Below are 23,685 nucleotides of genomic sequence, written 5' to 3' on the forward strand. Positions count from 1 at the left end.
TCAGTTTTAAATTCAGCAACGACTTGAGGCCCATTACTCATCTGGCTTCCCAAGGACTGATTAACATTCTTATCCAGCATTTTAAAAGGCCCTGATTCACTACCGCCAAATTGCAAATCTTGTACATGGTCAGCACTCCAGTTATCAATTGCATTCGGATTTTTTTCTAATTCCTCTTTCATACAAGGATCCATAAAATCGCTATCGTCTCCCTTTGGCATCCGGTCTGACCGTATCCATTGGCTCCTGCTCTTCGTACCTTTTTGCATCGCTTTAAAATGTGATTTAAACCCTTTGGCAAAAGCATTACCCAAATCTCTTGTACTTGCTGCTAGCCCATCAGCAGCGGATATGCCGGGCTTCCTGGTCAATGGGCACATTTTGTTCATTTCAGCAACCTTAGCTCTTGCTTGAGCCTTCTGACAGGGCGTCCAGTCATCTTTACAAGTAATTGTGACAACTCCAGCAGACATACCGTCTATTTCAGGGAATGGAGGTGTTTGACCTATCTGCGAGGCATGATTATGTGTAGTTATGTCCAAATGCCTAACTACGTTCGCTCCTTCAACTTTGACATCCATTGACCACGAATTAAAATATACCTTCCCTCTATTCGTACTGGTAATCACCCCTTTTTTTGCCGCGCTGCCTGCTTCATCTCCTACGCTTTTTTTAAAATATGATTTATTTTTCAACCCTACTTCTTTATTTGAAATTTTGACTTTTTTACTGCCTTTTGTGGTGTCGGATGCCATTCCCGTATTCGGATATGGCACCGGCACACCAGGAGGTGTAGCAGGATTCTCCGGCGGAGTCATACAAACATCAGGCATTGCACAGATAGTCTTCCCCGATGCAGCCTTGCAGGAAATCTCACGACCATTAGCAAAAACATTATTGCTCATCAATCAGCCCTCTCTATGCGTTGAGCCAATATCATTGCAGCACGGTTGCCTGAATCTGTCCCCCAATGAGCAAGAATGTTGTTTCCCACCAAATAACTCTTCTTGCCAGCAGCGAGCAGGACCGCCAACATAATCGGTCCGATTGCAGCACCTACTTCACCAACGCAATCTGCCGGATGCCAGATGTCGTAAAACTCTTTTCGCTGCCTTAAAACACGCAAAAGAGCCAGAGTCGCCTCTTTAAATGCGTATTGTTCGCCCGAGATATCAGTTATGCGGAAATCCGTTATTCCAAGATTGCAACCGGCCTCATCCAAGGCGCCATGAATCGCCTCCACCATACCGTCAGCACGCAGTGGAATCTCTGCGTTGGAAATGGTAGCTTTTTCCCTGCCAAAGCCAATCCCAATGCAGGTGAGGCCAGCCCTACCGTCAGGGGCTTCCACCAATATGGCCGCAGCTGCTTCACCAGGGACAAAGCCATTGGAGTTTTGGCTGGTCAGCAAACGCCCGCATTCTTCAAAGGATTTAAGAGTTGCACCAACCAATAAGCTGTCCACACCAGCGATAATGACCTGACCCAGACCATTTTCAAAGATAAGTTTTCGGGCGCGCTGCATAGCTGCTGCAATGCTGACTCTACCTTGAGAAAAACACTCCGATTTATCATGCAACCGGATCCCCAACTCTTTTTGCACTCCTGAAAAAACCTGGTTATTAAGATCATCCAAGCGCCCGGGACGATCCTCCTCAGCCAGGCAAAAAAGTACAGGCACTTGTTCTAATTTAAGCATGGGATCACTTGCAACGCATTCCTGCAAGGCACAAGTCACCATTTTAATGAGCCTAAAGGCTCCCCGCCTAGACTGCTCAATCGGGACGCGGCTTCCCATAATCCACTCACCACCCGAATCTATGAAACGGGTTTCCTGAGCATTATCGATGCCGCAGCGGATTGCAGCGCAGGCGGAAGGAGCGCTCAGGCCAACAGCGCAGACCATTCCAGATCCGCTTATTGCCAGCGGCCTGGTGCTCATACGTTTTCCCCCTGCGCATCTTTGCTTTTTTCTCTGGCCAAAGACGCTAAAGAACGATAATAGGTCTTTCCCATCTCCCGGGCCCGCCACCAGCCACGCGACATCTCGCCCACAACAACCTGCACGACCTCGAACATATTTCGCTTCAACGGCAAACTGGTCCTCCAGGTGACCATGAATCGACCCTTGTCAGGTTCTATAAGCAAAGTATCGGCAAACATCTGAGTTGAATTACGATCATAATTTTTCAGAAAGAACACGACCGGCAAGTCAAGTTTCGGAAGAATGAAGCATGTTTTCCCTTGAGGTGTCATATTGATCAACTCTACCTTCTCTCCACCTTTGAGATAGCGCACTTGCTGGTCCAGAGGGGCACTCTGGAAATAATCGTCTTTAAAGTCTGGGGGAAGAAACGGAAAGATGTTGTCCAGCCAGTTTTGATCATAGGTTCCGGCATGCTTTAGACGGGATTCCCAACCACGCCCTACCGGGCCGAAAGACATCGGCTGATAGTAGCCTGTCGGTTTGCGGACAGATTTCCCAATCTGTTCGGTATTTGGAAGAGGTTGTCCTTTGATTGCTTTTGCTTCCTGATTGGAATGAAATCCGACACCAATGGGGTTAGGCATAAACGCCTGATGTTTATCCGCCTTCTCGTGAGAATTATCTGTTCCACCAAACGCATTGTCGTAACTTAGCGGCATAACCGTGAACGGTTCCGGGGAAGAAACGGATATTCCCATGAGGGATTTATGCCAACAGCGATTGCCAACTACGTTAAACGACTTGGTTAGTCCAGCAACCTTAAGAGTGACTGGTACCTTAGTGACCGCCCTTCCGCCTGGCGCATAGGCGCTACCATTGAGGAGTACATCGCAGCGGGGTTTAAAAGGGGCATAGTCTGATTCATAAACCGGCGCAGACAATCCGGGCTCTCCGGTAAAACTGTCCGCTTCGACCAATGGTTCCTGCTGCTCACAGAGCCTGGCTTCTTCTCCCTCTTCAGGGATTACGTAGGTACCTTTTGCAACGACAACCAGCGACTCCCGTCCTTCGGGATTCATCCCCATGGTGTATCCAGCCACCATTTTTGTCGCGTTCAAAAGATCCATCTTTTCCCCAGAAACAGCTCAATTGATTTGCACCGAGCCACCTTTTATCCGATTTACCCCGGACGATCGACTCAACAAATAAGCGCCGCGTATCAGTATCTTGCCCGCTTTTGTTAAGGTTATACTTGACCTCCCGCAGCGCAGCACAATCTGCTCTTTTGCATCGAAAGCAATCTGCTTCCCATCGACCGTAACAGCCTGTTCCTCATCCGCTTGCAGATTCAGTTCTGGAGCCTCGATCACTTCATCCAGATACGAATGCAGGGTGTCGATAATAATCGGCAACCGTGGATCGCCATTTTCGAAAGTTAGCAGCACTTCCCGTTTGGAAGTACATGCCTGATGCAAAAGTTCCAGTTTCAGGGAACTGACAAAACGGGCGGCAACCGGGTAGCCCATGCTTCCAGGGAAATCAACAAACACGTCGCCGCTGCTGTCAATATGGTCAACAACACCAACCTGCACCCCGTCAATCCGTTCACTCAATTCAACCTGTTCGATGCTTTTCGTCAGGTCCTGTTTCATGCTCAGTTCTCCAGAATCTTTTTGCCCTTAATCACCACATTGCCAGAGCCCTTGATCGTGATCCCCTTCCCTTTGATGAGGATGTCGCCACTCTTCTTCAAAGTGATCGACGCTTTGCCGCATTTGAGGGTAAGTTGATCGGCGATATCAATAACTCCATTCTTTTTCCCTGATACCGCAAAATCATCACCGGCAGAAAGAGTCATCTTTTTACCGGAGGAATATGCGATATCCTTCCCGGCATCTATAGATTTATTGGCGCCGACGTTCTCACTGCTATCGGCGCCAACATTCACCGACTTGGCGGCACCGATCTCTTCGGCTTTGGCAGCGCCAACGGTTTCATTCATCCCTGCGCCAACGGTTACCTGATAGGCCGCGCCGATGGTCAGTTCTTTTGCTGCGCCGATACTCTCAGCAGTGTTGACGGCAACCGTTTCGTTTTTATTGCTGCCGACATCCAGCTTCATGTTGGCGCCGATTGCTTCGGTGTGGTTGTTGCCGACAGTTATCGATTTGTTGTTGCCGATCTCCTCGCTCTGATCGACACCAACACTCTTACTTCTGTTGTTGCCGATCGACAACGTCTCGTCGTGCACTACGGTCTGGTTCTTGTCATTCTCGATGGCAATGGTCCAATCCTTCTGCCCATGCAGAAAAACCTCCTCCTCGCCTTTTTTATCCTCAAAACGGAACTCGTTCGAGCCCCCGCCACCGATGGTAGAATTTGATTTGATAGTGCTCTTGGTCTTTTCCGCCGGCAATGAATATGGCGGTTGGTTGTCACCGTGATAAACGCGGCCGACGATGATCGGCTGATCGGGGTCGCCTTCGATGAAATCGACGATCACTTCATGGCCGATCCGGGGAATGTACATCGCTCCCCACTTGGCGCCGGCCCAAAGCTGGCTGACCCGGATCCAACAGGAGCTTTTGTCATCTTTTTTCCCCTCGCGATCCCAATGAAATTGCACTTTGACCCGTCCGTGCTTGTCGGTATAGATCTCCTCACCGGCAGGTCCGACCACGATCGCGGTCTGAACCCCTTCGACAATCGGCCTCAGTGTCGACCTGACCGGCCGAAAGGGAACCTTGTGCGGCATGCAGGTAAAGCTGTTTTTATAGGTCGCATCAGATTCCCCCGAAACGTATCCTCCCTGCTGAGCGCTGTGTTCGAGGCGGGTCAGGAGATATTCTTCGTCATTCAGATCGGTGCGATAGTGATTGATCAATTTAAAACGATATCCGGGACTGAACGCACGGCAGACACTTTCACCACTGATCGTGGAGAACTGGGCCTCTTCCTCTTCCATGCGGATATCAACCAGTTTCTGGCCATCGGCTTTGACCGCATATTCTCCCGGATGGTCGTAAATCTCTCGCTCCCCCGGCCCCAGGTTCTGTTCCGGTTTCGCAGTTGCCGTAACTTTCAAGCTAGTTGTCGGCATCTCGAAGTTGAAATCGTTCAAGGAGTACTTGCCGGGGCGAATTTGCTGCTCAATTTCCAAACTGGTAATGACATCTTGATCAAGCCAGCTACCGGCAGCAATCTCGCAGCTGGCCTCTTCCTGTTTCGGGCAGAGCGGATGTTCGCCCGGGCTGTCGGCAATGATCAGGGTGTGGACTTTCTCACTGTGCTCAAAGAAGTAATAAATCCCCTCTTCTTCCAGTAAACGACTGATGAAATTGAAATCGCTTTCGCGGTATTGAACGCAGTAATTACGCTGAGAGTAGTTGGCATTTAAGCGGAAGCTGAAGTCCTGAAACCCATACTCTTCAAAGATAGATTTGATGATATCAGGGACCGATTTTTCCTGAAAAATCCGTGAGTCGGTTGTGCGGGTGAGCAGCCACAGCCAAGGCACCATACAGGCGGAATAGTGTGAAAAGCGACTATCCCCCTCTCCTTCTCCACCACCCCGACCTTGAGAAAACCTGGCAATCAGGCCGTGAAAGAAACGTTTTTCCCCCTCAGCGGTAAAGATCGAGATAGAAACATTTTTGCCGATAATCTGGTCGAATGAAATGCTGTGATCTTCTGAGATGAAGTCAAGATCGAACTGGAAAAGACCCGAAAGTTGCTCTTTGCCATGAAAACCGGTCAGCAGCAGCTTGTCCTTCCCAAGCGGCGTATTGATAGTGATGAACCGGTTTTCCTGAGTAATCATAAGAGCCCACCTTTGGCAGGAAACACAAAGCAGAGCGATACTGCGACTCCACGACTTCCGTGAGGTGTGGCAAACTAGCAACTCATTGTAATAAAAGAAAACTTTCTATTTTCATTAATAGCAGCAGACGAGCCAATGTCAAGGTTCACAGCCTTAATCTGCCCAGAATTCAAATACGATTACCCCTTGTCTGCCAGAACCAGATGACCTGCTACCGGGTGCTTGCCCTCGTTGCGCAAAACGACCGCATCAAGCTGCAGCAACTGCAACCCGGAGGAGGCGAGCACCTGCTCAACATACTTTCAGCGATGCGCGTAACGACCGGTTTCGTTCAAAACAACATCCTGCCCTCCTCCAGCATCCTCCAACGTAAAAGCAAGCAGCCCACCAGGCCTTAAAGCTTGACTCGCTGCCTGCGTAACTGCCCCAAGCTCGCCGAAATAACAGAGCGTATCGGCCGAAACGATCAGGTCATAGCTTTCCGGAGCCTGCGCCATAAACTGGGGCAGCTCAGCTTTGCGCAGTTCGTCGTAGGCTTGCCGACCGCTCGCTTTTTGCAGCATACCGGCAGACAGATCAACCCCGCAGAGATGCTTGGCATAAGGGAGCAAGAAATCAGCACAAAGCCCGGTACCGCAACCAGCATCCAAAACATCCAGATTCGCCACAGACTCAGGCAACTGTTCTTTTATCACTTCTGCAATCAATGCCGGGGCCCGATACTCCAGATTTTCCAACAGGTGGGCATTAAAGCGCTCCGCCATATCGTCAAAAATCTGCTCAACGTAAGCGTTCGGCGCCCTTTCCGGTGCTTGCTCGCTGAGACATGAGGCTTTCAGATAAGGGATGATCGGATTTGCCGGGTCACTCTCTTGCCACTCCTCAAACATCTGCTCAGCATCATTTTTCCGCCCGTCCAAAACCAATGCCTGAGCCTGTCCCTGCCATGCCCCTGCATGTTCCGGATTCAACTGGACTGCCCTGTGATAAGCTTCCGCAGCCGGTGAATAGTTACCGGTACGGCGCAGTGCATTCCCCAGATTATATTGAAAATCAGCAGAATTGGAATTCAGCGATGTTGCTTTGCTATACGCCTCAAGAGCTTCAGCCGTTGTGTTTTGATCCATCAGAATCACACCCAGATTGTTGTACGCCGGGGCATGCGCCGGAAGCAGCTCAATCGCCTTGAGGTAACATCTTTCGGCCTCGTCGATCCGCCCCAATCCCTCCATCACATTGCCGAGATTGTTGTGCGCATCCGCATTATTCTGGGCGAGATTGATGATCTGCTGGATCAGTTCAGTAGCTTCTTTGTGACGGTCTTGCTGGTGGCAGAGCAGACCGTAGTAGTGGAGAGCGTTCAGGTCGTCGGGAGCCGTTTGAATAGTGCGTTTGTAAATGAGTTCTGCTTCCGGCAGTGCTCCTGATTGATGAAGGCACAGAGCAGTTTGTGTTGCCTCCTCGATCGTTAAGCAAACTGGCCTGCCAGATAAATTGGGTTGAAAATCGCTCCCAGTGCTCATTACGTCACACTCCTCACAATCTCAATTAAAATAGCGCTCAATCAGACTCAAAACTTCATCTCTTCCGGGAAATACGCTTATACGACTCGTCGATGCTAGCTGGAGTAAACTCTTGGCGTGAAAAATATCCGCACGCCTCAATTTTTGGATTTCGTTCGGTTCGAACCTGAAACAGCCTGCAGGCTTTTGGTTAGCATAGTATCGAAGTAGGTGCTTTCCTCTCATAAGATTGTTGGCCTGCTCAATTGCAGACTTAATCCCCTTGAGCTCCTCCGGCAGACCTTGGCGAGGAACGAGTGTGTCGAAGAATCCTATTCGATAGTCAATCCTGTCGTTGATCGACAATGGCAGAGCAACCTCAAGGAGCGTATGGTGGCAATTGTGAACGATAACCCCGAGTGGCAGCAACGCATATGCGGGATGCCCAAGTGTATCAACCCCCCACCTGTCAATAGCATACACTTGGTCACAGGTAGTTCCCGAGATATCGCAACCCCACGTGAGTCCAAACAAACGGTTAATTATCGAGAGATTTGCCCCCGAAACAAGTCTCTTGCTGTGTTCCCATCTTCCGGTCTTCTTATCCTTGATCCCACCCATGCCAGAGAATCCTGCAGGGTCACGCATAAACTCTTGCAATTGGGGTTCAACCTGCCACCCTTCATGTCTCCACCTTGCTCCTCTTTCATTTTGGGCAACAGGCAATCCCTCAGCTTTCAGGTCAGCGATGACTTTCCCAAAGAACTTTTTCGGTTGATGCCATACCTTCTGAGCGTCTGCTCCTACACCACCGCGGTAAGATTCCTTATCCTTTGCGGTCTGACCACCACCTTTTTCTACCCAAGTGCCCGCTAGTCGAATAAGATCAGCCACATCCGTCGCGTCTAAGCGCTTTATATACAGAGGGTTGGAGGTGAACAATTTGAAAGCGGATTTGGATTTCTGAACCTTGTCCCACAGACGAAGATTGCCTTCTTCTGTCACCGCTGCGTCAAATGCCTTCAAGTGACCAGGTTCGTCCCCCATCGCTGTGAGGATCGCGACTCCTAGACATTGTAACCTCCGGAGAGGTTCTCCTCCATTGAACACGGTATAGATGTTCTTCGCAAGGTCAGCCTCTATGCGTTCCTTCTCGTAGCAAATTTGAAACGTATCCGGGAGTTGACGACCTGTCATCTCTTCCACTTTATTCTCCTTAAATTCATTGATAGCAAATTGCTTTGGGAAAACACCAAGGGACATCTTTGTCATTTCACCATCAAGCATCCCTTCTCTTGTTTTCAATCACCTAACCTCAAACCCAAACCCTTCCCCTCTCAAACTCACAATCGCCTCCTTGATCTGCGCTCCATCCGCCATGCGCGCCAACAACTCACGCGACAGATCAGGCAACAGAGTATTGCTGAGAATATGATCGATATTCCGTGCCCCGCTCTCCACTTCCGTACAACGGCTCGCGATAGCTTCAATCAACCCATTTCCATACTTAAGTTCCACCTTGCGGTTCTCCATCATTCGTTTTGCGATCTTGTTCAGCTTGAGCCGGACGATAAGTCGGATAACCTCATCGGTCAGCGGGAAGTACGGCACCACTTTTAAGCGGCCAAGAAAAGCCGGTTTGAAATGCTTTAACAGGTCCGGGCGCAGGGCTTCGGCCAAACCAGCTGCATCCGGCATGGTTTCTTCGTCGGCACAGAGGCTCATAATGGTGTCGGTACCGAGGTTCGAGGTCAGGATGATCAGGGTGTTCTTGAAATCGATGCGCCGCCCTTCGCCGTCTTCAAGCATCCCCTTGTCGAACACCTGGTAGAACAGTTCCATCACGTCTGGATGGGCCTTCTCAACCTCATCAAGCAACACCACGCTGTAAGGTCGTTTACGGACAGCTTCGGTCAGCACGCCCCCTTCTCCGTAACCGACGTAACCGGGTGGTGAACCTTTCAGGCTGGCGACGGTGTGAGCTTCCTGGTATTCGGACATGTTGATGGTGATGACGTTCTCTTCGCCACCGTAAAGCAGTTCGGAAATTGCCAGTGCCGTTTCGGTTTTACCAACCCCACTCGGCCCGGCGAAGAGGAAGACGCCGGTCGGTTTTGAGGGGTCTTCGATACCAGCATGTGCAGTCTGGACAACCTGCGCAATCGCTTCGAGAGCGTGATCCTGGCCGATCAGGCGTTCACCCAGCAGCTTGTCGAGCTTCAGCACTGTTGCAATCTCGTCGACCAGCATGCGGCCGGTGGGGATACCGGTCCAACCGGAAATAACCTCGGAGATGATCTCGGAATCGACTTCCAGCTGCACCATCGGCGTATCGCCTTGGACGTCGGCTAGAGCCTGCTCAAGCTCCTGAAGTTTGTTCCGTTGTTCGGTCATATTTTTTGCTTCAGCAGGATCTTTTTCCATCTCGTCCTGCATGGCTTGGCGCAATTCGCGAATCTGCTCGGCCAACTCCACTTCTTTCTGCCATTTTTGGTTCAGAATATCGAGTCTCGCGGCGGTTTCTTCCTGCAGATTGGTTAATTCCTGCAGCCTTTCGCTGTGCTCACGCCCCATCAGTTCTTCCCGATTGAGGATTTTCGTTTCACGCTCATACGCGGCGAGCTGACGATTGGCCGCTTCGACTGCGGGCGGGATGGTGTTCTGCCCGATAGCCACGCGGGCACAGGCAGTATCGAGGACGCTGACCGACTTATCCGGCAGCTGCCGCCCAGGCAGGTATCGGTGTGACAGGCGCACCGAGTCGAGCAGCGCCTCGTCGGTCATCATGACCTTGTGGTGATTTTCCAGGAAAGGTGCAACGGCACGCATCATTACCAGTGCCGTTTTCTCGTCCGGCTCTTCAACTTTGACCACCTGGAAACGTCTGGCCAGTGCGGCATCTTTTTCGAAGTATTTTTTGTATTCCGACCAGGTGGTCGCTGCAATGGTGCGCAGCTCACCGCGCGCCAAAGCCGGTTTCAGCAGGTTGGCTGCATCACCGGAACCAGCCGCACCACCCGCGCCGATCATGGTGTGCGCCTCATCAATAAACAGGATGATCGGCACCGGCGAAGCTTTAACTTCTTCAATGACCGACTTGAGACGCTCCTCGAATTCCCCCTTAATGCCCGCACCAGCTTGCAGCAATCCCAGATCGAGGGTATGAATGGCGACCCCCTGCAGCGGTGGCGGCACATCCCCTTCGACAATGCGTAGAGCAAAGCCTTCCACCACGGCGGTCTTGCCGACGCCTGCCTCGCCGGTAAGGATCGGGTTGTTCTGCCGCCGCCGAATCAGGATGTCGACCATCTGGCGGATTTCAAAATCGCGTCCCAACACTGGGTCAACCTGCCCCTGCCGGGCTCTTTCGGTCAAATTGATGGTGAACTGGTCGAGGGCCTTGGTGCCAATAGCAGCCCCTGTTGCCCGTCCCCCAGAGCGTGGTGCCGCTCCAGAAGACTGAACATCACGCTCCTCCACCGATCCAGCGGTCAAATCGACCAGATTCTCCTTCAGGGTATCGATTTTAATTTTCCTGAACTGATCGGAGCTCTCAATCAGTGTACGTGCAGATTTGGAGTCGCTGAGCAAAGCCAGCATGACATGCCCGGAACGAGTCGCCCCCGATTGAAAATCGACCGAAGCGTACATCCAGGCCTGTTCAACCATTTTAGGGATATTGGGCGACAAAGCCGGGGTTCGCGCATTGCCGGTTTTGAACTCTTCGATCGCACCCGTCAGATCACCGATCAGGTGATCCTGATTGACCTCAAAATATCGCAGGATCTTTTGCAGATCGGTATCCGGCACCTCCAGCAGCTTGAGCAGGAAATGTTCAATATCGACCTCATAATGGGTATGGGAAAGACAAAGCCCTGCAGCAGATTCAAGTGCTTTTCGGCAGGTGCTGTTGAGCTTACCGATCAGCGATTTAAGATCGTGCGTTGCCATAATTGGTCTCCTTGTTTATTGCAGCGGTCTGTTTTCAGATCGCAACCGATAAATCCTTTTCCGCAAATGCCAGAGCGGTGTCATATGAACACCTGTATTCCGAGCTTTTAATCCAGCTCGTCCAGCCGAGTTGTGCGGCATCAGGCCCAGTTCCCCCAAGCATGCAAGGTCTGACTTCGCTCCGTTTTAAAATCAGCCGGATATCAAACTCGAATTCGACGCCGACCATGTACTTCACCAGCGCGAAGATCGGGCGTAGCATCCTGCCATTCGGCAAAAAGCGTTGAAACTCATCAAAGCTGAGAGGCCCGAGTTCAACCCGGAATTTGGTCTGACATTCCCATACCTGACTGCCGACAACGGTATTGACGCCGAGTTTTCCATTGACCCCGCCGATTTGTGACAAGTTGTCCTTTTCCAGCGGCAGCACTCGGTTGATAAACTGTCTGACCGTTGCCGGGACACCGGAAAAGTGCTCGACCGATGCCTGTATCGATGTGGCCGATGCGGCATTGCGGGAAAAATGACCGCTGTAAAAGGTCAACGATTCTTCCGGCAGGCCGATCCTTTCTGACAATCCTGCCGTACCCAAACCGGTCAGGCTGAGCAGATGCTGCGACAAGCGATCATGCGCACCGGAGCGATAATTGACGGTGAACTTGTGCTTTTTCCAAGCAAGATAAAACAGGCTGATCAGCCGATGATGAAAGACATCGAAGAAGGCTTTTAAGGTTCTGTCTTTCTTGTAGACCCGCTGTTGGGTCAGTTCGGTAAACCAGCATGGCAGAATGCCGGAAGGCCCGATCAAGCCAAGAAATGTCACTTCCAATTCAGCCGGCAGATCTTCTGTGCCCGGTACCAGCGATGAGATATCGCTGGCAGGAAACTGCAGGTTGGCGGGCACGCTGAAGCGTACGGCCTCCTCTCCTGGCACCAATGCCTGCCCCAGGCATTTCTTGCCACGAGCAGACTGCTCGAGCAGCTCCACCGCCTTGAAGAAAGAAAAGCGGTAATATTCCTCAGCAAGCAGCTCCGCTACAGCAGGATCTGGTTGCCGTTTCTTGGTGGCCACTGTCTTAGTACCTCTTTTCTCTGGAGGGTTTTCACCACCAGCTGGGAAAAGGAGTTGACTGAAACATACTGTCCAAGAAATCTTTCCAATACGCTGGCGAACAACATCAAGCCTGTGCCGACAAATTTATCTTCATCAAGGGTGATTGTCGTCTGGACACCTCGGCAGAACGCCTGTCCGACTCGGCGCGTTACATACTGCGACTGTAAGGAAACAATCCCGTCAATCTGTTGCTGATTGCTGGGAGAATTTTCAAAATCATAAAGCTTCAACAGCTCTTTAAGCCCCTCTTCGCCATCGTTGACAATCGACAGATAGTTCAACGACAGATGCGATATCAGGCGCCACTGCAATGCCCCTCCCAACGCCGGCCGACAGGAGCTGGTCGGTTTGATCAAACTACAGATTCGGTGCACCGGAGCGACAGTTTCCATGTCGAAATCCCCCTGCGCATCACCAAATGGAAGACGAGCAGGCAGATCGCGATTGGTGCAGGTGACGTTCAGGGTCAGCACTTCCACACCCGGTTGTGTGGGGTTGAAATCAAGATCGGTAAAGGACAGGTAGACCTCGGTTCCGTTATCCCCTTTTTTACCGGAAGGCCTGCGCTGGCTGTGCCAGAAAGCGTTGCTTCGAGTGCCGCCATCTTCTTCCAGGTGATGGCGCATCGAATAAAAGGGTTTGTACTCGACAGTCGAGCCAATATTGTTGGTGCGGGCCGAGACAACGCGATCGACCGAGTAAATTTCCGTGGCCAACTGACGGCGGACATCGGCGACAATCCGGTACTCCGGTTGACGATGCTCCAGCCGGATCGGTTCGGCGATCCGCTGAAACAGATTGACCACAGGAGTTGCGTTCAACATGAACGTGTCTGCGTTGACAACCAAGTTGGTTTTAGCCATCCGGTTCAGATAAATCTTGACCTCGAAGCTGTTTCCCAACTCTTCGTGAGTGAAGCGGTCTAGGCCGCAGAGATCGAAGAACAGAAACTTTTCAGCGAAGACGAAATACTCAAACAACATTAGGTAGCCAGAAAATGAACGCTTCGAATAAGGCAAAAGGTTCTCGTTGTCGGAAAATCCGACCGGCACCAATCTATCCGGTTGCAGGCTGATCCTTTTCTGATTGCCCTCGCTGGTTTCTGCAACCAGTTCAAGATGGCAGATATTGTTGTACAACAGCTCGTAGAGATGAAAGACATGCTGTGAGGGGCCACTGAGGAAGAAGCGCAACGACTGCCAATTGAGTGTTGACAAGCTGATGTCGTTAAAGGTTTTCAACCGCAAACTGAGTTGTTGCTGAGCGTTGGCGAGGTTGTGGTCGGGCTCACTCAAGGTCGCGGAGATGACTTCGATCGGCCAGAGCTGCACAGGGTAACAGGTTGAAAATTCACACGGGGTGCCAGCGACCGGCTTTGAATAAACTTTGCTCCCTCGTTCGATATGGTACCCGGTCTCCGACAAGTTCTGATTAACGGGATCGAAGCAGACCACAGACAGCGACGGAATCGGATTGATATAGTGTGGGTAGAGTATGTTCAGCAGCGACTCGGTGATTTCGGGGAAATCATCGTCGATTTTTTTATGAATCCGGCCACTGATAAAGGCGAAGGCTTCTATCAACCGCTCAGTAAAGGGGTCTTCGCATTTGTCCGCCTCCAACTGCAAGCGCCCGGCAATTTTAGGATATTTGCCGGCGAACTCGGCAGCCATTTCTCGGACAAAGGTCAATTCCCGTTCATAGTAGTAGAGCAGTTTGTCATCCATGCCGACCCTTGCGTTACCCGACCGGCAATAAAGCTAACCGGTAACGGTACAAAGCCCTCGATTCATATCGAAGAATGTGTCGAATGCAACTGGCTCGGAGAGCGGTTCGACATGCAACACCGCAGTAATCCGAAACCTGAGTTTGCGCAGGTTCTGCTCCCCTGTTTCCAGATGGACCCTGACGTTCTTCAATCGCGGTTCAAATTTCACCAAAGTCTTTTCAATGTCCTGCCGCAACTGTTGCCTGATAATAATGCTGTTCGGGTTCTCGGCAGTAAAATCCTTCAAACCATACAATAGTAGAGACTTGTTGAGTTCGCGCAGTTCTGCTGCCGGTTCCTCGATCAGCCTGCGCGTATTCAACAGAAGCTCCAAGTGATGGACAACCGATTTTTTGATCGGTTCGATCCCCTGCATGCGATTCTGAACCGGTTCACTTGAAACACTCGGTTCAAGGTCTATCAACCGGTCCAGAATCGATGTCCGGACATAAAAGCCAGGCTCACTCACTTCTCAACATTCTCGGCAATACTGAACTTAAACGGCAGCACAGAATCACCAGAACCATCCGGCTTCTGAGGAGTATAATCAAATTCAAATTCACCAAAGTTGATCGATATGTTCTCGGTCAAACGATCTTCACTGCCTGATGCGCCGGTCGAAACAGAGGAGATAAGGCAGTTCTTCATGATCAACTTGATGTATTCAAGCGGCTTTTCTCCGGCTTTACGCACAGTCAAAGTTGCTTCTTTGATGTGCGTGCCTTTAGCGACACTCCCCAGCAGTTTGTGAGATGCCGAATCGACCCACTTGGTGACGCTGATATCTTGAAAGTTAGCTTTGCCAGCTCCAGAACCACCACCTACATGGGTCGTTCCACTTTGAGTCGCGCCCCAACTCCAGCCAAGAACATCGATCTCCTTTTTATGTTTATCGTCAACAGACTCTCCATTGATCCCATCTATTTTCAGAAACATATCAACAGCCATTTTCTCATCTCCTTATCAACGATTGCCGGTTAAAGCAGCCATGAGTACCAAGTTGCCCTCCATGAGATCGGCTAAAAGCACTTAAAACAGTTAATCCTCCTTTCTACTCGAAGCCCTATTTTTTAGGCAGCTGGTGGCGGCAACTCTGCAACCAAGCGCAGAGATACCGTCAGTTCATCAAGCTGATAATGCGGTTTCAAGAATGCGACAGCTTTATAGACGCCTGGCTTCCCGGGCACATCAACGACATCGACCCTCGCTTCGCGAAGTGGATATTTAGCCTTCATATCCTGACTGGCATCGTCGTCACCGAGGGTGTAGTTATTGATCCAGCGATTGAGAAAGTCCTGTGCGTTCTGCCGGGTCATGAAGCTGCCGATCTTGTCGCGCATGATCGATTTGAGGTAATGCGCGAATCTGGACACCGCCATGATGTACTGTAGTTGTGATGATAGTCGTGCGTTCGCAGTTGCACTGTCGGTATCGTAAACCTTTGGCTTATTGTTGGTCTGGGTGCTGAAGAAGGCGGCATAGTCCGTGTCTTTACAGTGCACCAAGGGGATGAAACCGAGGTCGGCAAATTCCTTTTCGCGCCGGTCGGTAATCGCGATTTCGGTCGGACATTTTAGTGCGACCTCCCCTTCGTCGGTATTGAAGGTATGGGTCGGCAAGCCCTCAACCAATCCCCCCCCTTCGACCCCACGAATTGCTGCGCACCAGTGATATTTGGCGAAGGCATCGGTCATTCTGGTCCCCAGTGCATAAGCGGCATTCCCCCACAGGTATTTTCTGTGGTCGGTGCCATCGACCTGCTCTTCGTAACCGAATTTTTCCACCGGAACATTCGCTTGGCCGTAAGGCAGTCGCATCAGAATGTGTGGCAAGGCCAACGCGGTATATCGAGAATCTTCCGATTCACGGAACGACTTCCACTTGGTATATTCAACCGACTGGAATATCTTGTTCAGATCTCTCGGCCCACCTAGTTCAGTGAAGCTCTCCCAGTTGAAAAGCTCAGGAGCCGCTGCAGAAACAAAGGGAGCATGGGCTGCGGCAGCCACCTCGGAAATCTTTTCCAGCAGCGCCATGTCTTGTGGATGATTGCTGAACTCGTAATCTCCGATCATGGCGCCAAACGCCGAACCACCGAATGTACCGAACTCATCTTCATAAATCTTTTTGAACAGTGCTGACTGATCGAACTCACTGGCCTTTTCAAGGTCTTTGAGAAGATCCTTCTTCGAGACATTCATGACCCTGATTTTCAGCTTTTCTCCGGTTTCCGTCTGCTGCACCAGATAATTTAACCCACGCCAGGACCCTTCTAGCTTCTGGAAATCGGGATGATGCATGATCTCGTTTAACTGGTCCGAAATCAGCTTGTCGATCTGACCAATGCGGGTATTGATCATGGCTTCGGTATCACTGGAAACCGTAATGGTTTCATCCATAATCTGGCTGACGAACTCGCTAATAACATCTTTGGCCCAGCCCTTTTGCTGTTCCTCGCGAGCCATCCGCCCGTCTTCCAGTATCTGGTCGAGCAGACTTTTTTCTTCTACGCTTTCAGCCGCTGTTGATTCGACCTGCTCTACAGCTTCTTTATCTGCCATAACAACCTCCTAATCTTCCTGCCCCTTGTCACCGGTTTCTTCGCCGAGTTTTTTCAAGGCATCACTGTTATGAATGACTTCCTGCAGCAGTTCGTCCAGCTTATCGTTACCATCTAGCTTACTGAGCAATTCAGACAGCTTAGTCCGGGTTTCAACAAGCTTGCGTAGTGGATCAACCTGATTGGCCACTTGTTCCGGATGAAAGTCATCCAACGCTTTAAAGCGGAGTTCGACAGGAATCTGGGTATCTTCGTCGGTCAATTTGTTATCAACCTTAAATGCCAGGCGCGGCTTGATGCCGGCCAGGACATTGTTGAAGTTGTCCCGATCTATCTCGACCAGCTTGCGGTCCTTCAATTTGGGCAAGGGTTCATCCGGCTTCCCGGAAAAGTCTCCTAACACACCGACAACAAAAGGAATTTCCTTCATCTCGATGGCATCACCGATTTCGACATCGTAAGTAATCTGCACCCGCGGTGCGCGCACCCTGTCGATTTTATGTTGCAGACTCTCTTTGCCCATAGCGAACCTCCTTCCTTGCGATCCGTTTAGATTAGTAGTCTCTTCTTTATTACTGCTTATATTTCGTTGCCTTGGTCACATCGGTCGTACAGAGCACCTTTAACAGCTCAGCCGCCCGGTCAAGATCCTGAAAACGTTCATCAGGATTGGTCAGACACAGGTACAAACCTTCTATAACTTCACCAATCCAAGTTGGTGCCTCCCAAAGCTTCAAGTTCAACTCTTCAATCAGTGTGTTCAACTCTTCCAAAATAGGTTTGGCCAGATCGACCCTATTGGCCTTCAGACATAATCTGGCCATCAAAAGTCGATAACGATGCTTCTGACGAATCGACAACGCACTGCAGGACGCTTCAAACAGCAAGGCCAGCGCGGCATCGATGTTATTCGGTCGCAACAGCGACAAGGCCTCCGACCAAACCGACTCTTCCTGACCGTCTGCCGGCAACGGCGCTTTTTTCTGAACTTTCTCAGGCTGAGAAGGAGCAGCGATTTCTTCTTCCATAGCAGGTTCTTCCACTTCATCAGGCTGTTCCGGGATATTTTCTACTTCGCCAGCAGAATCCTCATCCGGAGCAGCCTCCTCCTCGAGCGACCAGCCCTTTTCCTTGAACAGCCGCTGGAAAAACTTCTCACAGTCCTCTAGAGTTTCTCGCAGTTGCGCCAGGCTTGGTCCCTGGTCCCCGAACTTCTCATCAACCTGCTCGTCAAGTCGGATAAACTCCTGTTGAGAGTCCTGCAGCGCAAGCAACTGTGCCCGGATAAAGTTCTCGTCGGTGTACGCAAGAGCGTTATCGAACTCTTCCGGTGCAAGCTTGCCGTCGGCGATCGCCTCGCTGCGATTCTGCTGTCGCTTTTCATCGACAGTGCCATCGGCTGCAACGAGATCTTTTTCGTAACCGACTTCTCGCGACTCATGCCATTCAAGCCAACTATAGGGGGTTGTTTTGCTTTTGTCGGTTAACGGAATCTGCTTGATCGACAGCCAGAGGTTGTCGTTCAAAAAAGCCAGCCGTCCGGCACGATAATCGAGGTCACCATCATCTATTTCCGGGTACAGAGTTTCCCAGAACTCCTGCAGCAGGCCATTGACAACCTGCAATCCAACTGCAAGCCCCTCGAATCCATCAACGTTGACCAGCCCTTCCGTTAACCAAGCTGCCAGCTGCAGGTCTTTACTCTTTTTGGCCAAGGCTTCTGCTGCCAACTGAATAACCTTGTTCCAGTCCGATGATTTCAGATCACGCTGCCAGTCTCCTCGTTCCAGCTCATCATCCGCCTTACGTGCGTCTTTTATCTCGTCATAGACAGCTTCGTAACGCAGATCGGCTCCAGAAGGGTTGTCACCAGGAATCGGAGTAAGTATGTCGTTGACGTCTATCACGAATTGCATGACGAAAACCTCTACTCGCGCGCCGCAAAAACGATTTCACGTATTTCCAGGAGGCCTATATCTTGTTCCCCGAACTGAAAAACATGTTGCCCCGCCCCTCTAGCATAGCCTCCTCCCTGAGAGAGCCAATCAGTCATACGGCCCATTTTTACCCGCTCATCTTCGTGGAGATATGATTCCGGGTAGAGAACCGGCAGATAACAGTTCAGGTCATGTCCGCTCCACGTGGTAATCCGGGCGGATGTCCAGATCAGATCGAAAAGTGTTTTGGGTGGTTCGATGATTAATTCCCGGATCGCTTCGAACGGCATCCAGACATAGCGTTCATAGGTAAAGGTTTCCAGAAAACGGCAAAGAAACTGGTCGGTATCGATCAGTCCTCTAAAGTCCCGCCCATTCAGTGTTCCGACAAGTTGAGGGATCTGTTCATCGACTTGAGCGATTAATTCATTTACTCTGTCGAGCTGGTTTGTTTCCAGCGCTTGCCAGGCTGCAAGATATGCATCGAGATAGACAGGTGATTCTGGAAAAACGCAGGGGCGACGGCCCTGCTTTACGACTTCCAAACGCTCCTTTTCCGCATGGAGAAGATTTTTGTAGACCTGAACTCCAGTTTCCGAATCAGGATTCTGCTGCACGATTGCATTCAGATGGCGTTCAGCCTTGTCCCATTCTCCGGAGAGAACCAGAACCTGAAACAGAAGCGTACGAAACGAGAGATCAGTTGGGGCCGATTTTACAGCAGCAATTAGATTCTCTCGGGCCTCAGAAAGTCGACCAGACCTAAGCAGTTCCTTAGCTTCCACTGTGGTCTCCCCTTTGCTTTAATTAACGGCCCATATCTATCTATATTTTAGCAGGTTGCAATCAACCTACAGCCCGTTGGCAAAAAAACCTTCTAAAATCAGGCGATAAAGAGTCCCTCTATTTAATAGCTCTTCCCATCTATAAGCTTTTTCAAATCACTCAAAACCAATGACCGATTCAATACATATATGGCCGAATTGGTCATATTTCCGCCGATAAAAATCGCTGTCGGTATTTTAGCAAGTTCTGTTTTCAACATCATAAGCAAACCGAGAATATGACGATCCAGTTCTTCATTTGTTGTTGTGGGTAAATTGCTGAACAGCTCAGCATTCCGTTCGATTACCGAACAATCGCAAGCAGACAGCAGCTCCTTGCCCTGTGCCTGATCTCCTGCTGCGTTCGCCAGCATATCCCAATCACTGCCAGGGGCAGGAACTCGAGCTATCTCTCGTTCAAAATCCGACAATTCTGCATAACGCTGCACCGAAATGAATTCCATCTGTACCCAGGTCTTTTCCAGCGCCAGCGGCAACAGCTGTAAATTTTTTTCCCATCCGTTTAAGTTTCCGTGCCCCATAATCAGAAGCGGATAACTTCGATCGCTCCGGTCAGAGCTGTTCTTCAAAATTCCGCAGGCGAGTGCTCCTTTGCGCGGAGATTTAAGCCAAAAACGCCATGAATAAGCTTTCTCCTCTTGCCTGCCCTGTTGACAGCAGGGCTGATAACCGCGATCGAGCCAGCTACAGATTGTTTTCGTCAGTGAATCTCCAACTCCAAGGGTGAAATAATCACCAGCCACAGGATGTTTCCCATGGGCAATCCAGTTCCATGCCGGCTTATATTTTCTCAATCCCAGCATTGACCGATATCTCGTGGGATGGTGCCGAGTGACCATTCACTGAGCGCCTTGATGGTCTTTAGTTTCTTACCGCTCAGCTGATACTTGACCTTGATTAGGTCAATTCCGCTACGCTCCAGAACATTCCTTTCTGCAGGGAAATCCTTCGGCCGGTAAATGGCCTGCCCATCTTCAAAAATCTTGATAAGCTCTGGGAACGAATATGTTTTTTCCAGTACAAAGTTGTTCTGGAACTCAATTCGCATATTCACTTCCCCGCAGGTTTCCGGATACCAGGTAAAAGGCGTCGCCCTCGTCGGAAAGCTTTCGGTCGCAAGAATCAGGTTTTCGTTGGCACAAGGGATCAGCAGATGCGTGGCATGTAGGTTGAGTCGAGCACCTTTGTTCAAATCGGCTGGCAACCCTTTTATGAAAATCAGATAGCTTGATTGGGCAACCGGCGGTGGTAGCTGCGCTTTCTCCATCATGGAAAACAGCGTCGGCTTGAATGGGAACGGTTTATCGTAAAAATAATTCTCCCGCTTTTTCTGCCCCTGCTGATAAAAGGGTTTCGCCGGACCCTCTACGAAGTTCATGGCAAAACCAGGATTGCGGAACAGCATCTCCCACTCTTGTCGATCCGAACTGACCCTGCTGATCTTCTGCAGAACCTCGGCATCCCAAAGATCCTGCAAGTAGCAGGAGGTTTCTACCTGGAAATAATGCCAGAGAAAGTCGAGCGGCCCGGCCAGGAGTTGCCAGAAAATCTTCTCTTGTTGCGGCTCTCTCCCCATATGTTTCTGTAAAGCGAGCAGTGCGCGATAAGCAAGATAGAATGGCGACTCCCCAGTCACGGAATCTTCGTTATAAACCTGTGCAGTCGCGTCATAGACCGCTTTGCTCGCAGCGGTTTTCTTGGAGATAGCGACTAAAGCCTGCCGCATTTCTCGGTAAGAGTTTATGGCTTTGACACGTTCCCAGGGATGACCTTTTACCCGGTCGACGGCCTGACGTCCTTGTGAGATAAGCTCTTTCCCCTTGTCAACGGCCTCACCAATCAGGCTTTTCTCTTCATCCTGAGTGGCAGAAACAGAAGCACTGAGATCCTGATGCCTAAAGACCTGTACCGCCCAAGCCGGTATATCGTCCTGTAGCGACAATACCGTCAGTTCGCTGGCCATACGTTGCAACAGAGCGAAATACGGGCTGAGGCTTTCCACAACCTTCAGCGACATCAAGCGCCAATCCTGGCCAGTCATGAGCAGTTGCTGCCCTTCGTTAAATCGCTCGGCAAACTCTTCCCAGGCGGTAAAATAGCCGATATAGTACCATTGCTTGAATGTTGCCACCTGTCGATCAAATTCTTCAGCTTTCGCGATCGTCAGGTCGACTTTAAGATCCTCGATAAAGTTATCTATCGCCATTTTGCCTTTGGCAGTGAAAGCCGCGTCCACGTATATCTGTTCGCTATCCAGCGTGTTCTCTCCTGGCCAGAAATCGACCAACGTGATACGGGGCAGCGATTCTTGAGCGTTTGCCCAGGCAACCAGCCAGTTCAGGTTTCCTCCTTTGTGCCACAATATTGATTGCAGCAAATCATTCAGATGCTCTTTTTCCGTGAACATCCTCTCGCCATTTTGCGACCAGAGCAGATAAGAGCGATAAAGTTCAGGCATCTTTGCACTTACTTCTGCAGGCATGTCTGTTGTTCTATCCAGGTTCAGTTCTTTAACCGGTATCAGAGGGAGGTCTTCGGATGCCGCCGTCGGATCATCCAGCCGATCCTTGAGCTGGGTAATCCGCCGCAGTAGATGGATAACGTAATTGCCAATATCTTCGGCCGGGGTCAGTTCGTAAAAATTGCTGATTTCAGACCGCAAGGTCTGGTCGAATGGGGTAAGCAGATAGCGATTAAATTTGTCGCAGTAGCGTTTTTTCATTCTTTCTTCAGCTTGCAGGCTCTGTGACAGCCCGAAACGGGGAACGAGCCAGTCACTGTTTTTGCTCTCAAGCTTTTCGATTTCTTTACGCAGAGCATCAAGAGACCCGAGGTCGGATAGTAGCTCATCCCTGAACTCAGGCCCTTGAATATAATCATTCGAGACAGACTGCAGGGCGGTAATATTGTTGATAAATGAAAATGCCAGTAAACCGGAGAACGCAACTCCCAGCAACAGCCAAGCCGCTAGTCCATAATTTCTCGTCAGCCGATTCCATTCCAACGCCCTTCCCGTCGGCGCAAAAATAGCCCTGTCTGCAGGGAGAATGCGGGAAAAGAAATCGTGCAGGAACAACCCTTTGCTAGTTCCTGGTAAGACGTCTTTGGAACTGATCAAGCCAAGTTTGTTCAGAAAATGGGAGTATGGCGTGCCTTCCTGGCAACCACTGCTGAAATAAAGTCCTCTGATGATCGGATTTTCCTGATATGGGGTTTCTTTAAAAGCTGCCCGGACAAAAGTTTCCAGACCGCTGCGAAGTTTGGCAAACTCGTCGGGAAAAAGAAGCAGTTCTGGAGCGATCTGGCTTTTCTTATGCTCGTGAATCAACAGCAGACGCAGGTTTCTCAAGCGATCCACGATTGAATTAACAGCCAACCCTACTAGCTTGTCCGTTGCCTCATCCAATCCCTGATTCAGATACCCCATCGCCTGCTTCTGGGCAGATTCCGGAAGTTGATCACAGAATTGCGTCATCCCCTGAATCAGGTCGCATTTGGTGACGAGCAGGTAAACCGGAAATTTGACTCCCAAAGCCAGCATCAGTTCTTGAATGCGCATCCGGATGCTATGGGCATCATCCTCAATTGCCACAGAATCAGCCGAAAGCAGCTTGTCTGCGGGCAGAGACACGATCAGGCCGTTTAAAGACTCTTTTCTACGATATTTGACCAGCAGGCGCAGAAACTTCAGCCATTCGTCTTTGTCCCGGCCCTCATCGACCGGGATAGCGTAGCGGCCCGCCGTATCGAGAATGACAGAATGGTCGAAAAACCACCAATCGCAGTTTTTCGTCCCGGACAAACCGGAGACGCGGGGGGCTTCGGCAAATGGGGAGGACAACTTAGCACTAGTGATCGCGGTGGTCTTTCCAGAACCGCTTTCGCCGATAACCATGTACCAAGGGAGAACGTAGAGCGGGTTGCCCAGTTTTTTAAGATGGGAACGTTTGAGCGTTCCAATCGCTTCTTTCCAGCGTTCCTGAAGTTCCTGGCGCTGTTGCCTTTCAGGCGCGCTAAGGTTCGCCTGTTGAAGCTCATCCTGCTCAACGATTTGGTTGACGAACTTCTGTTCTCGCCGCCGCATCCAGATTTTACGGAAAAACAGGCCGCTGATAATGAAGCCGACAATCGCCAGCAGAATAAAAAAACCATACCAACCCAAGGCAATGATCAGCATAACCGCCAATAGAAGAACTAAGGAAATTCCTGTGACAATGAGAAGAATCTTGAAGATTTTCGCAACCATTTGTCACTCTCCCGC

The 23,685-nt window shown here is 50.5% G+C and carries 18 protein-coding genes; all 18 read right to left on the reverse strand.

Going from position 1 to position 23,685, the window contains the following annotated elements; translation table 11 throughout:
• Nucleotides 1-905 (reverse strand): DUF4150 domain-containing protein (locus tag Q7J88_RS08590; RefSeq protein ID WP_303721764.1); only part of this gene is annotated, 905 nt, incomplete at its 3' end.
• A complete protein-coding gene (locus Q7J88_RS08595) occupies nt 905-1,942 on the reverse strand; it encodes a hypothetical protein (protein ID WP_303721765.1) in 1,038 nt (345 codons plus the stop codon). The genes Q7J88_RS08590 and Q7J88_RS08595, both read right to left, overlap by 1 nt.
• Nucleotides 1,939-3,054, reverse strand: a complete 1,116-nt coding sequence (locus Q7J88_RS08600; protein WP_303721766.1) for a DUF2169 domain-containing protein — start codon at nt 3,052-3,054, stop codon at nt 1,939-1,941. Before Q7J88_RS08600 ends, Q7J88_RS08595 begins: the two co-directional genes overlap by 4 nt.
• A gap of 18 nt (nt 3,055-3,072) precedes the next feature.
• Nucleotides 3,073-3,579 (reverse strand): DUF6484 domain-containing protein, encoded by a 507-nt coding sequence (locus Q7J88_RS08605; RefSeq protein WP_303721767.1) that lies wholly within the window; start codon nt 3,577-3,579, stop codon nt 3,073-3,075.
• 2 nt (nt 3,580-3,581) lie between these two features.
• Nucleotides 3,582-5,747, reverse strand: coding sequence for a type VI secretion system Vgr family protein (locus Q7J88_RS08610; RefSeq protein WP_303721768.1), 2,166 nt, complete (start codon nt 5,745-5,747; stop codon nt 3,582-3,584).
• Between the two features lie 302 nt (nt 5,748-6,049).
• Complete coding sequence (locus tag Q7J88_RS08615) at nt 6,050-7,270, reverse strand: tetratricopeptide repeat protein (protein WP_303721769.1); 1,221 nt, start codon at nt 7,268-7,270, stop codon at nt 6,050-6,052.
• 21 nt (nt 7,271-7,291) lie between these two features.
• Nucleotides 7,292-8,536 carry a hypothetical protein gene (locus tag Q7J88_RS08620; protein ID WP_303721770.1) on the reverse strand — a complete coding sequence of 415 codons (1,245 nt, stop codon included), beginning with the start codon at nt 8,534-8,536 and terminating at the stop codon, nt 7,292-7,294.
• A gap of 18 nt (nt 8,537-8,554) precedes the next feature.
• The gene (gene tssH, locus Q7J88_RS08625) at nt 8,555-11,200 is read right to left on the reverse strand and encodes a type VI secretion system ATPase TssH (protein WP_303721771.1); all 2,646 of its coding nucleotides are present in this window, start codon (nt 11,198-11,200) and stop codon (nt 8,555-8,557) included.
• A gap of 34 nt (nt 11,201-11,234) precedes the next feature.
• Entirely contained in the window at nt 11,235-12,272 is a 1,038-nt protein-coding gene (gene tssG / locus Q7J88_RS08630; protein ID WP_303721772.1) for a type VI secretion system baseplate subunit TssG, read from the reverse strand.
• Nucleotides 12,236-14,041, reverse strand: a complete 1,806-nt coding sequence (tssF, locus tag Q7J88_RS08635; protein WP_303721773.1) for a type VI secretion system baseplate subunit TssF — start codon at nt 14,039-14,041, stop codon at nt 12,236-12,238. The genes tssG and tssF overlap by 37 nt, the downstream gene beginning before the upstream one ends.
• Nucleotides 14,042-14,074: 33 nt before the next feature.
• Complete coding sequence (tssE, locus tag Q7J88_RS08640; RefSeq protein WP_303721774.1) at nt 14,075-14,551, reverse strand: type VI secretion system baseplate subunit TssE; 477 nt, start codon at nt 14,549-14,551, stop codon at nt 14,075-14,077.
• A complete protein-coding gene (locus Q7J88_RS08645; RefSeq protein ID WP_303721775.1) occupies nt 14,548-15,030 on the reverse strand; it encodes a type VI secretion system tube protein Hcp in 483 nt (160 codons plus the stop codon). Before Q7J88_RS08645 ends, tssE begins: the two co-directional genes overlap by 4 nt.
• A 122-nt stretch (nt 15,031-15,152) precedes the next feature.
• Complete coding sequence (tssC, locus tag Q7J88_RS08650) at nt 15,153-16,643, reverse strand: type VI secretion system contractile sheath large subunit (protein ID WP_303721776.1); 1,491 nt, start codon at nt 16,641-16,643, stop codon at nt 15,153-15,155.
• Nucleotides 16,644-16,652: 9 nt separating this feature from the next.
• Nucleotides 16,653-17,165 carry a type VI secretion system contractile sheath small subunit gene (tssB, locus tag Q7J88_RS08655; protein ID WP_303721777.1) on the reverse strand — a complete coding sequence of 171 codons (513 nt, stop codon included), beginning with the start codon at nt 17,163-17,165 and terminating at the stop codon, nt 16,653-16,655.
• A gap of 49 nt (nt 17,166-17,214) precedes the next feature.
• Nucleotides 17,215-18,558, reverse strand: coding sequence for a type VI secretion system protein TssA (gene tssA / locus Q7J88_RS08660; protein ID WP_303721778.1), 1,344 nt, complete (start codon nt 18,556-18,558; stop codon nt 17,215-17,217).
• Between the two features lie 11 nt (nt 18,559-18,569).
• Nucleotides 18,570-19,364 (reverse strand): type VI secretion system accessory protein TagJ, encoded by a 795-nt coding sequence (locus Q7J88_RS08665; RefSeq protein ID WP_303721779.1) that lies wholly within the window; start codon nt 19,362-19,364, stop codon nt 18,570-18,572.
• Nucleotides 19,365-19,486: 122 nt separating this feature from the next.
• Complete coding sequence (tagF, locus tag Q7J88_RS08670) at nt 19,487-20,227, reverse strand: type VI secretion system-associated protein TagF (protein ID WP_303721780.1); 741 nt, start codon at nt 20,225-20,227, stop codon at nt 19,487-19,489.
• Nucleotides 20,215-23,670, reverse strand: a complete 3,456-nt coding sequence (locus Q7J88_RS08675; protein WP_303721781.1) for a type VI secretion protein IcmF/TssM N-terminal domain-containing protein — start codon at nt 23,668-23,670, stop codon at nt 20,215-20,217. The genes tagF and Q7J88_RS08675 overlap by 13 nt, the downstream gene beginning before the upstream one ends.
• Nucleotides 23,671-23,685: the final 15 nt, after the last annotated feature.

This window comes from Malonomonas rubra, assembly GCF_003247215.1.
Lineage (GTDB): Bacteria > Desulfobacterota > Desulfuromonadia > Desulfuromonadales > Geopsychrobacteraceae > Malonomonas > Malonomonas rubra_A.

Excerpts from the sequence above, each read along its gene's own strand:
- Q7J88_RS08595 (WP_303721765.1), bottom strand. The coding sequence starts at position 1,942 with ATGAGCACCAGGCCGCTGGCAATAAGCGGATCTGGAATGGTCTGCGCT.
- Q7J88_RS08600 (WP_303721766.1), bottom strand. The coding sequence starts at position 3,054 with ATGGATCTTTTGAACGCGACAAAAATGGTGGCTGGATACACCATGGGG.
- Q7J88_RS08605 (WP_303721767.1), bottom strand. The coding sequence starts at position 3,579 with ATGAAACAGGACCTGACGAAAAGCATCGAACAGGTTGAATTGAGTGAA.
- Q7J88_RS08610 (WP_303721768.1), bottom strand. The coding sequence starts at position 5,747 with ATGATTACTCAGGAAAACCGGTTCATCACTATCAATACGCCGCTTGGG.
- Q7J88_RS08615 (WP_303721769.1), bottom strand. The coding sequence starts at position 7,270 with ATGAGCACTGGGAGCGATTTTCAACCCAATTTATCTGGCAGGCCAGTT.
- Q7J88_RS08620 (WP_303721770.1), bottom strand. The coding sequence starts at position 8,536 with ATGCTTGATGGTGAAATGACAAAGATGTCCCTTGGTGTTTTCCCAAAG.
- tssH (WP_303721771.1), bottom strand. The coding sequence starts at position 11,200 with ATGGCAACGCACGATCTTAAATCGCTGATCGGTAAGCTCAACAGCACC.
- tssF (WP_303721773.1), bottom strand. The coding sequence starts at position 14,041 with ATGGATGACAAACTGCTCTACTACTATGAACGGGAATTGACCTTTGTC.
- Q7J88_RS08645 (WP_303721775.1), bottom strand. The coding sequence starts at position 15,030 with ATGGCTGTTGATATGTTTCTGAAAATAGATGGGATCAATGGAGAGTCT.
- tssC (WP_303721776.1), bottom strand. The coding sequence starts at position 16,643 with ATGGCAGATAAAGAAGCTGTAGAGCAGGTCGAATCAACAGCGGCTGAA.
- tssB (WP_303721777.1), bottom strand. The coding sequence starts at position 17,165 with ATGGGCAAAGAGAGTCTGCAACATAAAATCGACAGGGTGCGCGCACCG.
- tssA (WP_303721778.1), bottom strand. The coding sequence starts at position 18,558 with ATGCAATTCGTGATAGACGTCAACGACATACTTACTCCGATTCCTGGT.
- tagF (WP_303721780.1), bottom strand. The coding sequence starts at position 20,227 with ATGCTGGGATTGAGAAAATATAAGCCGGCATGGAACTGGATTGCCCAT.
- Q7J88_RS08675 (WP_303721781.1), bottom strand. The coding sequence starts at position 23,670 with ATGGTTGCGAAAATCTTCAAGATTCTTCTCATTGTCACAGGAATTTCC.